Here is a 15,583-nt window from a genome sequence, read left to right as displayed (position 1 = left end):
AGTTGGCTGGCTTTTTTATGTACACAGCTTTTATGGTTCAGACATTGGCCATTTCGCGTTCAGCAGCCTTTGCCAGGAATGCAGAGCGGGATAGATGCTGGGCTTTTGCGACAGCATCAATGCGGTGGACTAAGGACTCCGGCAGACTGATATTCAAGCGAATGGCTCTGTTGTTGACTTTGGATAGGTCAATATCAACCATCATCCAAAATCCGTCTTTATAGTCTTCGTGCCAAGACCAGCTTTCAGGTGTGGTCGGAGCAGGAATGGATGGGCTGTCGCCGAAGAAATGGGCCTCAACGGCTTCTTGAGCTGCCTTAGGTAGATCCTGTAATTCGTCAGCCGCTGCAAAACAACCTGGAAAGTCCGGAAAGGATGCGCCATAGGCGCTATGTTCTTCTTTGTGTACGTGGATGGGATAGAGCATGGGCTGCGCTTTACGCCCCATCTTTAATCAACTGCGCATATCCCTGCAGGGCATCGGGCCAGTCCAGCTGAAAGCCGCTGTCCAGTAGTCGCTGGTTGCTCAGGCGTTTGCCACCTTCATTGGACTGACGCCGTTCGGGATGCGGTACTTTCAGCAAATCAGCCAGTCCGTCATACAGTTCCGTAATCCGGTAAGGGCGGCTATCAGTGCCTATATAGCAAGGGAAGGGCGCAGGAGCACGTAGCAGGTGCCAGCAGGCGCGCGCTGCATCTTCAATATGCAGGCGGTTGGCCCAATGCTCTGGGTCGTCCGGCACGGTGGCGCGACCTTCACGTAGACGATCCAGTAATTGGGTGCGTCCTGGCCCGTACAGGCCGCTGGGTCGGATGACGACAGCTTGGGCTGGAATCCGGTGGTGCAGCAACTGCTCGGCCTGCAGCAGCACCTGCCCGTTAAATTGTGCCGGTTCGGTGGGCGAGTTCTCGTCTACCCATTCATTGCTGGGCCCGTAGACGGCAGTGGATGAAACAAATACGAAACGTTTCAGGGCCTTCAGGTCCAGTTCCTTGAGCAGGTTCTCCAGACCGTGCAGAAAGACCTGCTCGTAAGCAGCCTGGCTACGCTGGCCGGGGGAGAGCGCATAAAGTACGTGGCTGATTTTGCGGTGCTTCAGGCGCAGGGAGGAGGGTTCGCGTAAATCAGCCTGCACCCATTCAATCCCGCTGTCATCGTCCAAAGGGGGGTGACGGCGCAGACCGATCACCGGCCAGTCGTGATGACGGGCCAGCATACCGGTGCGGGTGCCCAGATCGCCGGCACCTGCTAAAAGCAAAGTACGTTGTCGAGAGTCCAAAGCGGCAAGTCCTTGAGTAGAATGATCCCGAGCAAAGCTCGATTGGCTGGGATAACAATAGCATTGGAGGCGGTCATGGAGTGTCGCAATTGGATTGACGGACAGCAACTTGGCGCGGAGGGTGGTGGCGTGTTACCGGTTATCGACCCCTCTACGGGCGAAACCTTTGCCCGGCTAGCACAATCGTCCGAGGTGGATATTGAGTGGGCTGTACAGGCCGCCCGACGTGCCAGTCAGGGGCCGTGGAGCCGTCTTTCAGCCGCCCAGCGCAGCCAGTTGCTGCTGCGTTGCGCCCGAACCCTGTCGGATGCCCGCGAGGAATTGGCGCGGCTGGAATCTCGCGATACTGGCAAACCTTTGCGTCAGGCCCAGTCCGATGCTGCCGCCATTGTCCGCTATTTTGAGTTCTATGCGGGCGCGGTGGACAAGCTGCACGGTCAAACCATCCCATTGGGTTGGGAGATGACAGCCTTTACTTTGCGCGAGCCCTTGGGCGTTACTGCACACATCATTCCCTGGAATTACCCCTTGCAGATTTTTGGGCGTAGCGTGGCCGCGTCCTTGGCGGCGGGCAATACCTGCGTGGTCAAACCAGCAGAAGATGCCAGCCTGTCCTTGCTGCGGGTGGCTGAGCTATTGCATGAAGCGGGTTTGCCGGCAGGGGTGTTGAATATTTGCACGGGGCTGGGTAGCGAGGCCGGGCAGGCCCTGTCCGCTCACCCAGACATCAACCACATTTCCTTTACCGGCTCTCCCGGCACAGGTCGGCAGGTGGCTCTGCAGGCAGCGCAGAACTTTGTGCCGGTTACCTTGGAGTTAGGCGGCAAGTCTCCGCAAATTGTGTTCTCGGATGCAGATCTGGAGGCGGCCTTGCCGGTCGTGGTCAATGCGATTGTGCAGAACGCCGGGCAAACCTGCTCGGCAGGCAGCCGGGTGCTGATTCAGCGTGCGATTTATGGCGACTTTACCGAACGTTTAATCGAGGCCTTTAAGGCGTTGCTGACCGGGGCGGCCAGTGACAATTTGGATTGCGGTCCCTTGATCAGCGCACAGCAGCAAGCGCGGGTGCGCTCCTATCTGGAGAACCTGGATCAGGACGGCATCGTGGTACTGGCTCAAGGCAAGCTGGATTCCAAGGCCCCGGCTGGAGGCTTTTATCAAGTGCCTGTTTTATTGGGGCATGTGCCGGTTGATCATCGCCTGGCGCAGGAAGAGATTTTTGGCCCGGTTCTGGTCGCTCAGCCTTTCGGTACAGAGGAGGACGCTATCGCCATGGCCAATGGTACGCCTTACAGCCTGGTGGCTGGCGTCTGGACCCGCGACGGAGCCCGTCAGGTGCGTATGGCCAGACAACTGCGGGCCGGGCAGGTCTTTGTGAATAATTACGGCGCGGCGGGGGGAGTAGAGCTTCCTTTTGGCGGAGCGGGCCAGTCTGGTATAGGGCGCGAAAAAGGGTTCGAGGCTCTGTACGCGCTGACGTCCTTGAAAACAGTTGCGCTGCGTCATGCTGCGAACTGATCTTGGGGAAATCTAGGGTAAGCGTGGCTGTGGCGGGCCGGGTTTTCTGGCAGCATGGCGGCTGAACGCTAAACAGATTTCACTAATGGCGGCGCAAAGCCGCCATTTTTTATATAGAAAGTAGAAGGAGACAAAGATGCGATTGCAAGACAAAGTGGCCATCGTGACGGGCGGTGCATCAGGGTTCGGCCTGGGTATCGCACAACGTTTTGCACGTGAAGGAGCACGTGTACTGATTGCCGACCTGAATGAGGAGCAGGGCAAGGCTGCCGCTGCCCAGATTCAGGCTGCGGGTGGTCAGGCCATTTTTGCCGCTTGTGATGTCTCGCAAGGGGACGAAGTGCATGCCCTGTTGGATATTGCTTTGCGTGAATGCGGTGGCTTGCATATTGTGGTGAACAATGCAGGCACCACGCACCGCAACAAGCCTTTGCTGGAGGTCAACGAAAGCGAGTTCGACCTGGTCTATGCCGTCAACGTAAAAAGCATTTACTGGACTGCAAAACACTTTGTGCCCTACCTGCGGGCCCAGGGGGCGGGGGCTTTCATCAATATTGCGTCTACTGCCGCCTTGCGTCCGCGCCCCGGACTGGTCTGGTACAACGGCACCAAAGGTGCGGTCGTAACGATCAGCAAAGGCATGGCGGCCGAGTTGGGGCCGGACAATATCCGGGTGAACTGCATTAATCCTGTGATTGGTGACACGGCCTTGCTGGAACAGTTCATGGGCATGCCCGATACGCCGGAAAACCGCAGTCGTTTTTTGGCGGGAATTCCGCTGGGACGTTTTTGTACACCCAAGGACGTGGCGGCGGCGGCGTTGTATCTAGCCTCGGACGAGGCCGAGTTCATTACCGGCACCTGCATCGAGGTCGATGGCGGCCGTTGTATTTAAGCCCCACTGCGATTCGTTACAATCCTGCGGTTGGCAGGCCCTTGCAGGGCCTGTAGTTTATTTTGCTTCCAAGGAAAAGCATGACATTCAATCGACAGTCTCCCCGCGAGCATCCGGATCAATTGCGTATCGGCTTGGTGTCGGTTTCGGATCGCGCCTCCAGCGGACAGTACCAGGATCAAGGCATTCCGGCCTTGCGCAGTTGGCTGGACTCCGCCCTGACGGTCGCGCCGGCCTATCTGGAGCGGCTGATTCCCGACGAGCGTACCCAGATTACCGATACCTTGATCGACTTGGTGGAAGCGGGTTGCGACCTGATTTTGACCACTGGCGGCACTGGCCCGGCGCGTCGCGATGTGACGCCGGAGGCGACTCTGGACGCGGGAACGCGCGAAATGCCCGGATTCGGTGAACAGATGCGTCAAATCAGTTTAAAATTCGTACCAACAGCGATTTTGTCGCGGCAAGTTGCGGTCATCCGAGAAATTCAGGATCACGCTGCTCTGATTATCAATCTGCCTGGGCAGCCCAAAGCCATTCAGGAAACTCTGGAAGGATTACGGGATTCAGAAACCGGACACGTATTGGTGCCGGGTATTTTTGCAGCCGTTCCGTATTGCATCGACCTGATTGGTGGACCTTACGCACAAACGCACGAGCATGTGGTCAATGCGTTCCGTCCCAAGTCGGCGCGTCGGAGCGCCAGTTAACACGCTCAACCAACAATGGGCTGGACACGGACTGTGTTCAGCCAGGTTTTTCAATTATTTTAGTCTTCAGGAGGTCTTCTCATGGCCCTAGTGTCCATGCGCCAGCTGCTCGATCACGCGGCCGAGCACGGTTATGGTATTCCAGCGTTCAACGTCAATAACCTGGAGCAGGTCCAGGCCATTATGGAAGCCGCCTCGGAGACGGATAGCCCCGTCATCATGCAGGCATCGGCTGGCGCCCGTAAATACGCAGGCGAAGCGTTTCTGCGTCACCTGATCGAAGCTGCTGTTGAGTCCTACCCCAACATCCCGGTGGTGATGCACCAGGACCACGGCCAGTCCCCCGAGATTTGCAAAGGCGCTATCGAGCTGGGTTTCTCCAGCGTGATGATGGACGGCTCCTTGTTGCCCGATGGCAAGACCATTGCCGACTTTGAGTACAACGTGGAAGTCACCCGCAAAGTAGTCGACATGGCTCATAAGCTGGGTGTGACGGTTGAGGGCGAACTGGGCTGCCTGGGTTCCCTGGAAACCATGCAGGGCGATAAGGAAGACGGCCACGGTGCCGACGGCGTTCTGACTCTGGACCAGTTGCTGACCGACCCAGAACAAGCGGCTGAATTCGTGACCCGTACCCAACTGGACGCCCTGGCCATCGCCATCGGCACCAGCCATGGCGCTTACAAATTTACTCGCAAGCCCACTGGCGACATTCTGTCCATCGAGCGCGTGAAAGAAATTCACCGTCGTTTGCCCAACACACACCTGGTCATGCACGGCAGCTCCAGCGTGCCTCAGGAACTGCTGGCTGAAATCCGCCAGTTTGGTGGCAATATGAAAGAAACCTACGGCGTGCCCGTGGAGGAAATTCAGGAAGCCATCAAGTACGGTGTGCGCAAGGTCAATATCGACACCGATATCCGTTTGGCCATGACCGCTGCCATCCGTCGTTTCCTGTTCGAGAATCCAGAGAAATTTGACCCACGCGAATACCTGAAACCTGCTCGCGAAGCCGCCAAGAAAGTGTGCGTGGCCCGCTACCAGCAGTTCGGCGCTGCCGGTCAGGCCTCCAAGATCAAGGCTATTTCCTTGCCAGAAATTGCTCGCCAGTACAGCACCGGCGAGTTGTCCCAGATCGTTAAGTAATTGTCAGGCGGAGCAGGCGTGGGCAGCACGACTGCCCGCCCCGGTTCCGCGTCTTTGCCCGGTGCCGCAGGCGCCGGGATTGTCGTCCCGCCTGCATTCATAGTCAGCGGGATGTTTTCGTTTTAAGGATGAAATCGTGCAAGAGCCCTTACATCAATCCAGCCTGAGCTCCCTGCCGCTACTCGCACGCGGCAAAGTTCGGGATATGTATGCGGTGGGTGAGGATAAGTTGTTGATTGTGGCCAGTGATCGCATTTCGGCATTCGATGTGATTCTGGACGACCCCATTCCCGGCAAGGGCGCTGTCTTGACGCAGATGACCGAGTTCTGGCTGAACAAGCTGGCACACATCATCCCTAATCACACGACGGGCGTGAACCCGGTTGATGTGGTGGCGCCTGAAGAGCGCGCCCAAGTGGAAGGCCGCTCCATGGTGGTCAAGCGTTTGAAGCCCATCATGGTGGAAGCCGTGGCTCGTGGTTACCTGATTGGCTCGGGTTGGAAAGACTACCAGGCTACCGGCGCGGTTTGTGGCATCACCTTGCCGGCTGGCTTGAAGCAAGCGGCCAAGTTGCCTCACGTGCTGTTTACACCGGCTGCCAAAGCAGAAATGGGTTCGCACGACGAGAACGTGGATTTTGCCCATGTAGTCAAGGAAGTTGGTCAGGAACTGGCCGAGCAAATCCGTGACGTGACTCTGCGTCTGTACACCGAAGCGGCCGACTACGCAGCCAGCCGTGGCATTCTGATTGCCGATACCAAATTTGAGTTTGGCCTGGATGATCAAGGCCAACTGCATTTGATGGACGAAGTGCTGACCCCGGATTCCTCGCGTTTCTGGCCAGCCGACAGCTATGCCGAAGGCATCAGCCCACCGTCTTACGATAAGCAATTTGTGCGCGATTGGCTGGAAACCCAGGTTTGGGACAAGACGCCACCCGCTCCTCGCTTGCCTGCTGAGGTGGCCCAGCGTACCGCTGACAAGTACCGCGAAGCCCTGGAACGCTTGACAGCGTGAACGGTTTGCAGCCCGGACAGGCGCTCGTTGTAAACGAGCTGCCTGCTCGTCCTCAGCAGGGTGCCAAGCGGCCATGTCCGTGGACGACGTGCGACAGCGAGCCGGGCTTTGGGGGAGGGCGATGGGCAGAGCAAAGTCTGCCTCGCCGGAAAACCCATCCTTGGATGGACCCTGCTGTTTTTCTATTGACCAAGGCGCCCGGCAGCATGGCGCCTTCTTCCTTTTAGGGCGTATCTCTGATGAGCGTACAAACTCCTGCCGCCCCCACCGTGGGCATTGTGATGGGTTCCTCCAGCGACTGGGAGGTCATGAGCCAGGCCGTGGCCATTCTGGACGAATTTGGTGTGTCCTATGAATCTCGTGTGGTCTCTGCCCACCGCATGCCGATTGATATGGTGGATTACGGTGCCCAGGCTCCGGCCCGTGGCCTGAAAGCCATTATTGCGGGTGCAGGCGGCGCGGCTCATTTGCCCGGCATGCTGGCTGCCCTGACACACTTGCCCGTGTTCGGCGTACCTGTGCCTTCACGCTACCTGCGCGGCGAAGATTCCCTGTTGTCGATTGTGCAAATGCCCAAGGGCGTGCCGGTTGCCACTTTCGCCATTGGCGAAGCCGGTGCCGCCAATGCCGCGCTGCACGTGATTGCCAACTTGGCCGTCAACGATACCGTGCTGACTGAAAAACTGATTGCGTACCGTGCCCGCCAGACCGAGGCCGCCCGTGCGATGCGTGTTCCTCCTGCCACTGCCTGATTTTATTTTGTGATGATGACCCCCATGACTGATGCTGCCCTTCTGGTCCCTGGCTCCTGGCTGGGCATGATTGGAGGCGGCCAACTGGGCCGCATGTTCTGCCATAGTGCCCAAAGCCTGGGCTACAAGGTGGCCGTGCTGGACCCGGACGCCCATAGCCCTGCTGGTGCGGTCGCCGACCTCCATATCTGTGCGGCCTACGATGACGCACAAGCACTTGCCCGTCTGGGGGACTTGTGCCAAGCCGTCAGTACCGAGTTCGAGAACGTCCCGGCGCAGTCCTTGCTGACCCTGGCCCAGCACACCCGAGTCACCCCGTCCGGCGATGCCGTCGGCATTGTGCAGGATCGCATTCGTGAGAAAGCCTTTATCATGCAGGCCGGTGTGCCGGTGGCTCCGTATGCGGCCATCGAAAGCCTGGACGATTTGCAGGCCGCTGACAGCGCCTTGTTCCCCGGCATTCTGAAGACGGCGCGCTTTGGTTACGACGGCAAGGGTCAGGCACGTGTGGCAGACCGTGAACAGGCGCTGGCGGCCTTCAAGGAGTTCGGTTCCCAGGCCTGTGTGCTGGAGGCCCTGCAGCCCTTGAAATCCGAAGTTTCGGTTGTTCTGGCCCGTGGTCTGGACGATCAGGTGAAAACCTTCCCTTGTGCCCGTAACGAACATCGTGATGGCATTTTGGCCGTGTCCACCATCAGCGCCCAGTTTCAGGACGATGCCTTGTCCGAGCAGGCCCGTCAGGCGGCGGCGGCTATCGCCCGTACGCTGGATTATGTGGGTGTCTTGTGTGTGGAATTCTTCATTCTGGAAGATGGCCGTTTGCTGGCCAATGAAGTGGCTCCTCGTCCGCACAATAGCGGCCACTACACCATGAATGCTTGTGTCACCAGTCAGTTTGAGCAGCAGGCCCGTGTGATGGCTGCTTTGCCCTTGGGTGACACCCAGGCGCTGTGTCCATCCATGATGCTCAACATCCTGGGTGATATCTGGTTCGACGAACAAGGTCAGATGCGTGAGCCCGATTGGCTTGCCTTGCTGGCTGTGCCTGGCGTGTCCTTGCACCTGTATGGCAAGGCCGAGGCCCGTGTTGGCCGCAAGATGGGCCATGTGAATATTGTGGGCGAGTCGGATCAGCAAGTGCGTGAACGCACGGCCCGAGCTGCCGCCGCTTTGGATATCGCTTTTGACCATGACTGATACAGCCCCCAGCCCGTCCGAGCAGCAGATAGAGCAAGCCGCCCGTGTGCTGACGCAAGGGCGGCTGGTGGCCTTTCCGACCGAGACAGTCTACGGTCTGGGCGCGGATGCAGAAAACCCGGCTGCGGTGCAACTGATCTATAAGGCCAAGGGCCGTCCTGCGAATCATCCCTTGATTGTGCATGTGGCCCCAGGGGCTGACTTGCGCTACTGGGTGACGGATATTCCACCTGTAGCGCAGCAATTGATGGATGCCTTCTGGCCCGGTCCTTTGACGCTGATCTTGCCGCGCAATCCGGCTATTCCGGATACGGTCAGTGGTGGGCAAAGCAGCATTGGTATTCGTTGTCCTTCCCACCCGGTGGCTCAAGCCTTGCTCAAGCGCATGGCGGAACTCAAGCCCAGCGGTCAGGCCGGTGTGGCGGCGCCATCGGCCAACAAGTTTGGTCAGGTATCGCCCACGGCTGCCAGCCATGTACGCGATGAGTTCGCGGACATGAGTGCAGAGGAACTGCTGATTGTGGAAGCGGGCCCGTCGGAAGTGGGCATCGAGTCCACTATTGTGGACGTCTCGCGTACTCATCAGGGTGTGGGTGCCGTACTTTTGCGGCCCGGCCATATCAGTGCGGCCATGATTGCCGAGGTCATCGGCTACGAACCCGCCAGTCCAGATCAACAAGCCCCACAGGTATCGGGCAGCTTGAAAGCGCACTATGCGCCGCGTACCCCTTTGTCTTTATTTGATGAAGGCAATGCACCTGCGGTGCAGGCTGCTTTGGCCAAAGGGGGCAAGCAGGCCATTGTTGCTTTTGCCGCCTTGCCGCCTTTTTCGGCCGATGTACACGACTGGTATGTGTGCAGCTCGGATGCGCAGCTTTATGCCCAGGACCTGTATGCCATGTTGCGTCGTCTGGACCAAGGTCAGTACCAGCATATTTGGGTGCAGCGTTGCCCGGATACGGCAGACTGGCAGGCGGTAAATGACCGCCTGGGCCGAGCCGCAGCAGCCTTTGAGTAAGGCTGCTGTTCAGTAGGCGTGTGTGTGCGTTAAGGACTGAGCTTAGGGACTGAGTGAGTTCGCTGTTTAGCGGGCTGTTCGCTTCAGAAAGTCCACAATTGCCTGGTTCACCTGCGCTTCCTTATCCCGGTAGGGCAGGTGACCGCATTGCTCCAGCTCCAGCAGCTCCGTGTGCGGCACCAGCTCCTTGATGCGACGGATCTGCTCCAGCGTGCCGTATTCATCATCCACGCCCTGAATGGCCAGAATCGGGCAGGTGATGCGGCTGACGTCCTCTTCAATATTCCAGTCGCGGAATTGGGGTTCTGTCCAGGTGGCATTCCAGCCCCAAAAGGCGGATTCCACATCATCGTGATAGCGTGCCAGTCGTTCACGTAGAAAGCCTTGCTCGTAGGCTTCACGGGCGACCAGAATGCCGCGCAGGGAAATCTCTTCCACAAACAGGTGCGGGGCCATCACCACAATGCCTTGCAGCTTGTCGCTAAAGCCACTGGCTGCCAGCAGGGCAATCGAACCACCATCACTGTGGCCAACCAGCACAATTGGGCGCTTCTTGCCGTCTTCACCCAGTTGCTCCAGCAATTGGGGCAGCACCTCCAGCGACTGCTCATGCAGATAGTCTGGCTCTTTGGGGCTATTGTCGGGGCGCGGGGTACTGCGGCCGTATCCATAGCGGGAATACATCAGGCCGCTACAGCCGGTTTGTTCGCACAACTGTGCTGGCCAGTCTTTCCACATGGCAATTGAACCCAGGCCTTCGTGCAGAAACACCAGCAAAGGAGCAGTTTCCCGTTCGGGGGCAATGCGTTGATATTCCAGTTCAATGGCTTGCGTGCCTTGAGTCAGGCTCGCAAATTGCAAAGATGAAGCGAGTGTTGTCATAGCGTTGATGTGCATACGCCCTGAACACATTGGGCGTTCAAGTAAGTAGGAAACTCTCTTTATGCCATAGATTGATCAACGACGCACAAGCGTGCCCAAGCTGATCCTTGATGTGGACATTTTGCTGCTGTTTTGGGCCGCTTTGGACCGGGGGCTGCAAATTTTGGCAGAGATGGTAGAGTGGCGCTCTCGATCTTTTTTGCCACCGGGCCGCCCCAAGGTAAAAACTCCCCCTTGGGGAGCGGCAAGTCGAAGGCATAGCGTAGGGGTTTTTTTGCTTACACAACAACATGAAATTTGCTGAATTTGAAGTGGGTATGCTTATCAAGCATCCACTTGTCCTTGTGACTCGTGAAGAGATGCTGGATTTCGCCCAAAAATACGATCCACAGTCTTTTCATATTAATGAAAAGCAGGCTGAACAAGGCCATTGGGGCGGTTTGATTGCCAGTGGTTGGCTGACGTGTGGCAAGGCCATGCGTATGGCGGTGGACTGCGGCTTACATGACTCCGAGTCGTTTGGCTCGCCGGGCGTGGAGCGTTTACGTTGGGTGCTACCCGTTCGGGCCGGTGATTCCATTCGTCTGGAGGCCACGGTAGCATCCAAACGTGTGTCTAGCAGCCGTTCAGACCTGGGCATCATTCGCTGGAACTGGAATGTGTTCAACCAGTGTGATGAATTGGTGCTGGAGCTGGAAGCCACCAGCATGTTTGAGTTGAAGCCCGCACAAGAATAAAAAGACCACCACACGCTATCTTTGGCCTGCCGATTTCCCAGGGGCTGTTTTCGGCCTGGAAATGACCCTGCGACTGGTAAGAACCACCACGCTACGTCTTTTGTTCTTGATGGACGTTTTTTTATCGTTGAGTGGCCCGGCGGTAAAAACCAAGGATACAGATGAGGGGATATCTTCCCGCTGTCTGGAACCCACCCGTTTGATCAGGTTCTGAGCGAACAAGGGCAAAGTTTCTGGCTTTGCCCTGTTTGGCTTACTTTAGAAGAAAGCCTGAATCCCGGTTTGTGCGCGCCCCAGAATCAGAGCGTGTACATCGTGGGTGCCTTCGTAGGTGTTCACCACTTCCAGATTGACCAGGTGGCGGGCAATACCGAACTCGTCAGAGATACCATTGCCGCCCAGCATGTCGCGTGCCAGTCGGGCAATATCCAGTGCCTTGCCGCAGGAGTTGCGCTTCATGATGGAGGTGATTTCGACGGCCGCCGTGCCTTCGTCTTTCATGCGTCCCAGACGCAGGCAGCCTTGTAGCGCCAGCGTAATCTCGGTCTGCATATCGGCCAGTTTTTTCTGGATCAACTGATTGGCAGCCAAGGGGCGGCCAAACTGCTTGCGGTCCAGGGTGTACTGGCGGGCGGTATGCCAGCAGGATTCGGCGGCACCCAAGGCACCCCAGGCAATCCCGAAGCGGGCCGAGTTCAGGCAGGTGAAGGGGCCACGCAAACCCGAGACATGGGGCAGCATCTGGCTGTCTGCAATGTCCACGTCGGCCATGACAATCTCGCCGGTCAGGGAAGCGCGCAAGCCCACTTTGCCGTGAATGGCCGGGGTGGACAGGCCCTTCATGCCTTTTTCCAGAATGAAGCCACGGATCTTGCCGTCGTCTTCACCGCCCACGACCTTGGCCCAGACCACCAGCACATCGGCAATGGGGGAATTGGTAATCCAGGTCTTGTTGCCGCTCAGGCGATAGCCGCCGTCCACTTTCACGGCGCGGCTTTCCATGGCGCCGGGGTCCGAACCGTGATTGGGTTCAGTCAGGCCAAAGCAGCCAATCCATTGCCCGCTGGCCAGCTTGGGCAGGTATTTCTGTTTCTGCTCTTCGCTGCCAAACTCAAAAATCGGCACCATGACTAACGAGGACTGCACGCTCATCATGGAGCGATAGCCCGAGTCCACACGCTCCACTTCGCGGGCGATCAAACCATAGCTGACGTAGTTTAGACCAGCGCCACCGTAGGCTTCAGGAATGGTGGCCCCCAACAGGCCCAGCGAGCCCATCTCGGCAAAGATGGCGGGGTCGGTCTGTTCGTGGCGAAAAGCCTCCAGCACGCGCGGCAAGAGCTTTTCCTGTGCGTAGGCGTGGGCGGCATCGCGCACCATGCGCTCTTCATCGCTCAACTGCTGATTCAGCAGCAAGGGGTCGTCCCAATGGAAAGAGGGATTGGCAGACATAGAGGTACTCCGGGTAGATCAAAGACGGTCAATCAGGTGGGGCCAACAAGGGCACCATCGGTCTGGAAACAGGGAAAGAGCAGGCCAAGTATCGCTGAACGCGGGAAGATTTGCGCATCTTCAGGTGGGCGATATCAGGCTAAAGTCTCAGCATAGTGTGCATAAACCGCACAAGGCAATTGATAAAATTGCACAATGTCGTGTGTTGGCGTAACGATCCGACCCTGAGCTGAATGGGCAGGACTGAGGCTGGCAGGATTAAGAGGGAGACCTATGAGACAAGGCGTGCCCAGTTTGGGCGCATTACAGGCCTTTGAGGCCACGGCCCGCTTGGGGACTTTTTCCCGAGCGGCGGAGGAACTGTCCTTGACGCATAGCGCGGTGTACCGGCAGGTCAGCGGCCTGGAGCAACGGTTGGGCGTGACCTTGTTGACACGGGTGCGGCGGCGTCTGGTCCTGACCCCGGCGGGGCGCGATTATGCTGCTCGCATTCGCCATCATCTGGAGCAAATCGGCAAAGATACGTTCAGCTTGATTGCACGCGCCGGTGTGGGCCACAGCATTCATCTGGCCGTGCTGCCTACCTTGTCTACGGTGTGGCTGATGCCGCGCCTGGCCCGTTTCTCCCGGCAGTACCCTGACATTACGGTTAGTTTGTCCGTACGTACCACTCCGTTTCAGTTTGGTGACCATCCCTTTGATGCCGCTATTTATCATGGACGGCAGTTATGGCCGCAAACCAAGGGCATCAAACTGTTTGACGAAGGCGAGCTGGTACCCGTCTGCTCGCCCAAGCTGGCTGCTGGTGGCGACTGGCAAAAGCTGGTTCACCTGCATATGTCCACACGCCCCGATAGCTGGTCGGACTGGTATCGGTCAGCCGGTCTGGAGCCTGATCTGCGAGTTAGCTCCGGCCCGCGTTACGAGCTGTTCAGTCTGGTGATGGCGGCGCTGCATGCCGACATGGGCGTGGCCTTGATGCCGCGTTTTCTGGTGCAACAGGCGCTGGAGCAGGGCGAGCTCATCATGTCGCTGGACCATGCCATGCCCGTTAGCGAGGCCTATTTTTTTAGTTATCCCACGGCCAATGAGCCCAGCGAAGCGGTGCTTTTGCTGGAACAATGGCTGCTTGAGCACGAAAAGGAGAACACATGAGATTGCACTGGAAACCGGCTCTGCTGTCGGCTGCCTTGACCCTGGCCCTGGCGCTACCGACGCATGCCCGGGAAGTAGCCAGCCAGCACTTGAATCCGGAAGCGGCCAGCAGTGTCATGCAGCGCGACAAGCTGGTCACCCAGAAAAGCATGGTGGTGACAGCTCACCCTTTGGCGACTCAGGCCGGTTTGCGCATTCTGGAACAGGGCGGCAGTGCGGTGGATGCGGCCATTGCGGCTCAACTGGTGTTAGGGCTGGTGGAGCCACAGTCCTCCGGCATAGGCGGTGGCGGCTTCTTGCTGATGTTCCACCCCAAGACCGGCCTGATGAGCTATGACGGACGCGAAACCGTACCTGCGGCCAGCCGTCTGGATCGCTTCGAGCTGGACGGTAAAACCATGTCCTTCAAGCAGGCGGTCAATAGTGGTCGCTCCGTCGGGGTGCCGGGTTTGCTGCGTGCCCTGGAGTTGATGCATAAAGACGGTGGCGTGCTGCCGTGGGCAAATTTGTTTGATCCAGCAATTGAGCTGGCTGAGGTCGGTTTTGACGTCAGCCCCCGTTTGAATACCTTGATTGCTGATAATCCTGAGCTGGCTGACAAAGTGGCTACACGCGCCTATTTCCTGGACGAACAGGGCAAGCCCTGGCCAGTGGGTCATCGTTTGCAGAACAAGGAATACGCGCAGGTGCTGCGCTTGTTGGCCAGGCAGGGCGCGCAGGCTTTCTATCAAGGAGACCTTGCCCAGGATATGGTGGCTGCCGTCGCCGCTGACCCGATTGCGGGTGATTTGGCAGTGTCTGACTTGACACAGTACCGTGCCTTGCGTCGTGAGCCCCTCTGTATGGACTGGCAGCAAGTGGCCCTCTGTGGCATGGCTCCCCCCAGCTCTGGGGCCATCAGTGTGATGCAGATGCTGGGGATCTTGCAGCACACGCCCATTGCTGAGGCGAAGCCGCAATCTGTGGAGGCGATTCATTATTTCTCTGAAGCGGGGCGTTTGGCCTTCGCGGATCGGGATGCCTGGGTGGCGGATCCGGCTTTTGTGTCTGTGCCACAACAAGCTTTGCTGGCTCCGGAGTATTTGAAATCCCGCGCTGCCTTGATTCAGCCAGACCGTTCCATGGGACACGCTCAACCGGGCAAGCCCTTGGCCGACTCACAAGCCGCAAGCGACAACACGCCCGAGCTGCCTTCCACCACACATTTGTCCGTGACGGATGACAAGGGGCAGGTGGTGTCCATGACCACGTCAGTAGAGTCTGCCTTTGGCAGCAAGATCATGGTGCATGGCTTCTTGCTGAACAATCAGTTGACGGACTTTGCCTTGAGTCCTAAAGACGAGATGGGACGCCTATCCGTGAATCGGGTGGAGCCAGGCAAGCGCCCGCGCAGTTCCATGGCTCCGATGATGGTGATGCAGGATGGTCGCCCGGTGATTGCCTTGGGTTCACCCGGTGGCAGCGCCATCATCCCGTATGTGGCTCAGGCTCTGACCGGCATGTTGATATGGGATCTGGATGCTCAACAGGCGGTCAGCCTGCCCCATTACGGTAGCCGCAACTGGGCGACCGAACTGGAAGCGGGAACCGCGGTGACGGAGCAGGCACAGGCTTTGAGAGCGATGGGCCACGAGGTACGCGAGCAGCCCTTTCCCAGCGGTACGCATGTGATTCGCTGGACCCAGGAAGGACTGGAGGCGGGGGTAGATCCCAGGCGTGAAGGTTTGGCCTTAGGGCAATAAGCAGAGCGTGTAGTCGTGTGCCCGAAGTAAACCGTGCTCGTGTCTATGAGACAGGCAGAGCCAACTGCTACGTAGCGAGTA

At 58.1% G+C, this 15,583-nt stretch carries 15 protein-coding genes; 11 read left to right on the top strand and 4 right to left on the bottom strand.

The features are described 5' to 3' along the window. Positions 1–37 precede the first annotated feature (37 nt). Complete coding sequence (locus tag ACDI13_RS06795) at positions 38–427, bottom strand: type II toxin-antitoxin system HicB family antitoxin (protein ID WP_316988449.1); 390 nt, start codon at positions 425–427, stop codon at positions 38–40. 10 nt (positions 428–437) lie between these two features. Continuing rightward, positions 438–1,280, bottom strand: coding sequence for an NAD-dependent epimerase/dehydratase family protein (locus tag ACDI13_RS06790; protein WP_316988450.1), 843 nt, complete (start codon positions 1,278–1,280; stop codon positions 438–440). 75 nt (positions 1,281–1,355) lie between these two features. Here ACDI13_RS06790 and ACDI13_RS06785 point away from each other — a divergent pair, with 75 nt between their 5' ends. The 8 genes from ACDI13_RS06785 to ACDI13_RS06750 all read left to right on the top strand — a co-directional run bounded on the left by ACDI13_RS06785 (position 1,356) and on the right by ACDI13_RS06750 (position 9,534). Further along, positions 1,356–2,798 carry an aldehyde dehydrogenase family protein gene (locus ACDI13_RS06785; RefSeq protein WP_316988451.1) on the top strand — a complete coding sequence of 481 codons (1,443 nt, stop codon included), beginning with the start codon at positions 1,356–1,358 and terminating at the stop codon, positions 2,796–2,798. A 136-nt stretch (positions 2,799–2,934) separates the two neighbouring features. Beyond that, positions 2,935–3,693 (top strand): SDR family oxidoreductase, encoded by a 759-nt coding sequence (locus ACDI13_RS06780; protein WP_316988452.1) that lies wholly within the window; start codon positions 2,935–2,937, stop codon positions 3,691–3,693. Between the two features lie 80 nt (positions 3,694–3,773). Then, entirely contained in the window at positions 3,774–4,403 is a 630-nt protein-coding gene (gene mog, locus ACDI13_RS06775; RefSeq protein ID WP_316988453.1) for a molybdopterin adenylyltransferase, read from the top strand. Positions 4,404–4,484: 81 nt separating this feature from the next. Then, positions 4,485–5,549: a class II fructose-bisphosphate aldolase gene (gene fba / locus ACDI13_RS06770; RefSeq protein WP_316988454.1), complete on the top strand. Its 1,065-nt coding sequence runs from the start codon at positions 4,485–4,487 to the stop codon at positions 5,547–5,549. Positions 5,550–5,754: 205 nt separating this feature from the next. Then, on the top strand, positions 5,755–6,567 hold the full coding sequence (locus tag ACDI13_RS06765; RefSeq protein ID WP_372373101.1) for a phosphoribosylaminoimidazolesuccinocarboxamide synthase: 813 nt from the start codon (positions 5,755–5,757) through the stop codon (positions 6,565–6,567). A gap of 239 nt (positions 6,568–6,806) precedes the next feature. Next, positions 6,807–7,319, top strand: coding sequence for a 5-(carboxyamino)imidazole ribonucleotide mutase (gene purE, locus ACDI13_RS06760; protein ID WP_316988455.1), 513 nt, complete (start codon positions 6,807–6,809; stop codon positions 7,317–7,319). Positions 7,320–7,334: 15 nt separating this feature from the next. Continuing rightward, positions 7,335–8,516 (top strand): 5-(carboxyamino)imidazole ribonucleotide synthase, encoded by a 1,182-nt coding sequence (locus ACDI13_RS06755; RefSeq protein WP_372373100.1) that lies wholly within the window; start codon positions 7,335–7,337, stop codon positions 8,514–8,516. After that, positions 8,509–9,534, top strand: coding sequence for an L-threonylcarbamoyladenylate synthase (locus tag ACDI13_RS06750; protein ID WP_316988457.1), 1,026 nt, complete (start codon positions 8,509–8,511; stop codon positions 9,532–9,534). The genes ACDI13_RS06755 and ACDI13_RS06750 overlap by 8 nt, the downstream gene beginning before the upstream one ends. Before the next feature lie 66 nt (positions 9,535–9,600). Here ACDI13_RS06750 and ACDI13_RS06745 read toward each other — a convergent pair whose 3' ends face one another. After that, the gene (locus ACDI13_RS06745) at positions 9,601–10,431 is read right to left on the bottom strand and encodes an alpha/beta fold hydrolase (RefSeq protein ID WP_372372905.1); all 831 of its coding nucleotides are present in this window, start codon (positions 10,429–10,431) and stop codon (positions 9,601–9,603) included. Between the two features lie 275 nt (positions 10,432–10,706). Between ACDI13_RS06745 and ACDI13_RS06740 the strand changes: the two genes are divergently transcribed. Continuing rightward, a complete protein-coding gene (locus tag ACDI13_RS06740) occupies positions 10,707–11,153 on the top strand; it encodes a MaoC family dehydratase (protein WP_316988459.1) in 447 nt (148 codons plus the stop codon). A gap of 258 nt (positions 11,154–11,411) precedes the next feature. Here the strand turns inward: ACDI13_RS06740 and ACDI13_RS06735 are convergent, their stop codons facing one another. Beyond that, a complete protein-coding gene (locus ACDI13_RS06735; protein ID WP_316988460.1) occupies positions 11,412–12,605 on the bottom strand; it encodes an acyl-CoA dehydrogenase in 1,194 nt (397 codons plus the stop codon). 273 nt (positions 12,606–12,878) lie between these two features. On the opposite strand from ACDI13_RS06735, the gene ACDI13_RS06730 reads away from it, so the two are divergent. Further along, on the top strand, positions 12,879–13,760 hold the full coding sequence (locus tag ACDI13_RS06730) for a LysR substrate-binding domain-containing protein (protein WP_316988461.1): 882 nt from the start codon (positions 12,879–12,881) through the stop codon (positions 13,758–13,760). Next, the gene (gene ggt, locus ACDI13_RS06725; protein WP_316988462.1) at positions 13,757–15,502 is read left to right on the top strand and encodes a gamma-glutamyltransferase; all 1,746 of its coding nucleotides are present in this window, start codon (positions 13,757–13,759) and stop codon (positions 15,500–15,502) included. The genes ACDI13_RS06730 and ggt overlap by 4 nt, the downstream gene beginning before the upstream one ends. Positions 15,503–15,583 lie beyond the last annotated feature (81 nt).

The organism is Alcaligenes faecalis (genome assembly GCF_041521385.1).
Taxonomy (GTDB): domain Bacteria; phylum Pseudomonadota; class Gammaproteobacteria; order Burkholderiales; family Burkholderiaceae_B; genus Alcaligenes; species Alcaligenes faecalis_E.
The sequence above is the reverse complement of the archived record's forward strand: the minus strand, read 5'-3'. Positions and strand labels throughout refer to the sequence as shown.

Excerpts from the sequence above, each read along its gene's own strand:
- ACDI13_RS06795 (WP_316988449.1), bottom strand. The coding sequence starts at position 427 with ATGCTCTATCCCATCCACGTACACAAAGAAGAACATAGCGCCTATGGC.
- ACDI13_RS06785 (WP_316988451.1), top strand. The coding sequence starts at position 1,356 with ATGGAGTGTCGCAATTGGATTGACGGACAGCAACTTGGCGCGGAGGGT.
- ACDI13_RS06780 (WP_316988452.1), top strand. The coding sequence starts at position 2,935 with ATGCGATTGCAAGACAAAGTGGCCATCGTGACGGGCGGTGCATCAGGG.
- mog (WP_316988453.1), top strand. The coding sequence starts at position 3,774 with ATGACATTCAATCGACAGTCTCCCCGCGAGCATCCGGATCAATTGCGT.
- fba (WP_316988454.1), top strand. The coding sequence starts at position 4,485 with ATGGCCCTAGTGTCCATGCGCCAGCTGCTCGATCACGCGGCCGAGCAC.
- ACDI13_RS06765 (WP_372373101.1), top strand. The coding sequence starts at position 5,755 with ATGTATGCGGTGGGTGAGGATAAGTTGTTGATTGTGGCCAGTGATCGC.
- purE (WP_316988455.1), top strand. The coding sequence starts at position 6,807 with ATGAGCGTACAAACTCCTGCCGCCCCCACCGTGGGCATTGTGATGGGT.
- ACDI13_RS06755 (WP_372373100.1), top strand. The coding sequence starts at position 7,335 with ATGACCCCCATGACTGATGCTGCCCTTCTGGTCCCTGGCTCCTGGCTG.
- ACDI13_RS06750 (WP_316988457.1), top strand. The coding sequence starts at position 8,509 with ATGACTGATACAGCCCCCAGCCCGTCCGAGCAGCAGATAGAGCAAGCC.
- ACDI13_RS06745 (WP_372372905.1), bottom strand. The coding sequence starts at position 10,431 with ATGCACATCAACGCTATGACAACACTCGCTTCATCTTTGCAATTTGCG.
- ACDI13_RS06740 (WP_316988459.1), top strand. The coding sequence starts at position 10,707 with ATGAAATTTGCTGAATTTGAAGTGGGTATGCTTATCAAGCATCCACTT.
- ACDI13_RS06735 (WP_316988460.1), bottom strand. The coding sequence starts at position 12,605 with ATGTCTGCCAATCCCTCTTTCCATTGGGACGACCCCTTGCTGCTGAAT.
- ACDI13_RS06730 (WP_316988461.1), top strand. The coding sequence starts at position 12,879 with ATGAGACAAGGCGTGCCCAGTTTGGGCGCATTACAGGCCTTTGAGGCC.
- ggt (WP_316988462.1), top strand. The coding sequence starts at position 13,757 with ATGAGATTGCACTGGAAACCGGCTCTGCTGTCGGCTGCCTTGACCCTG.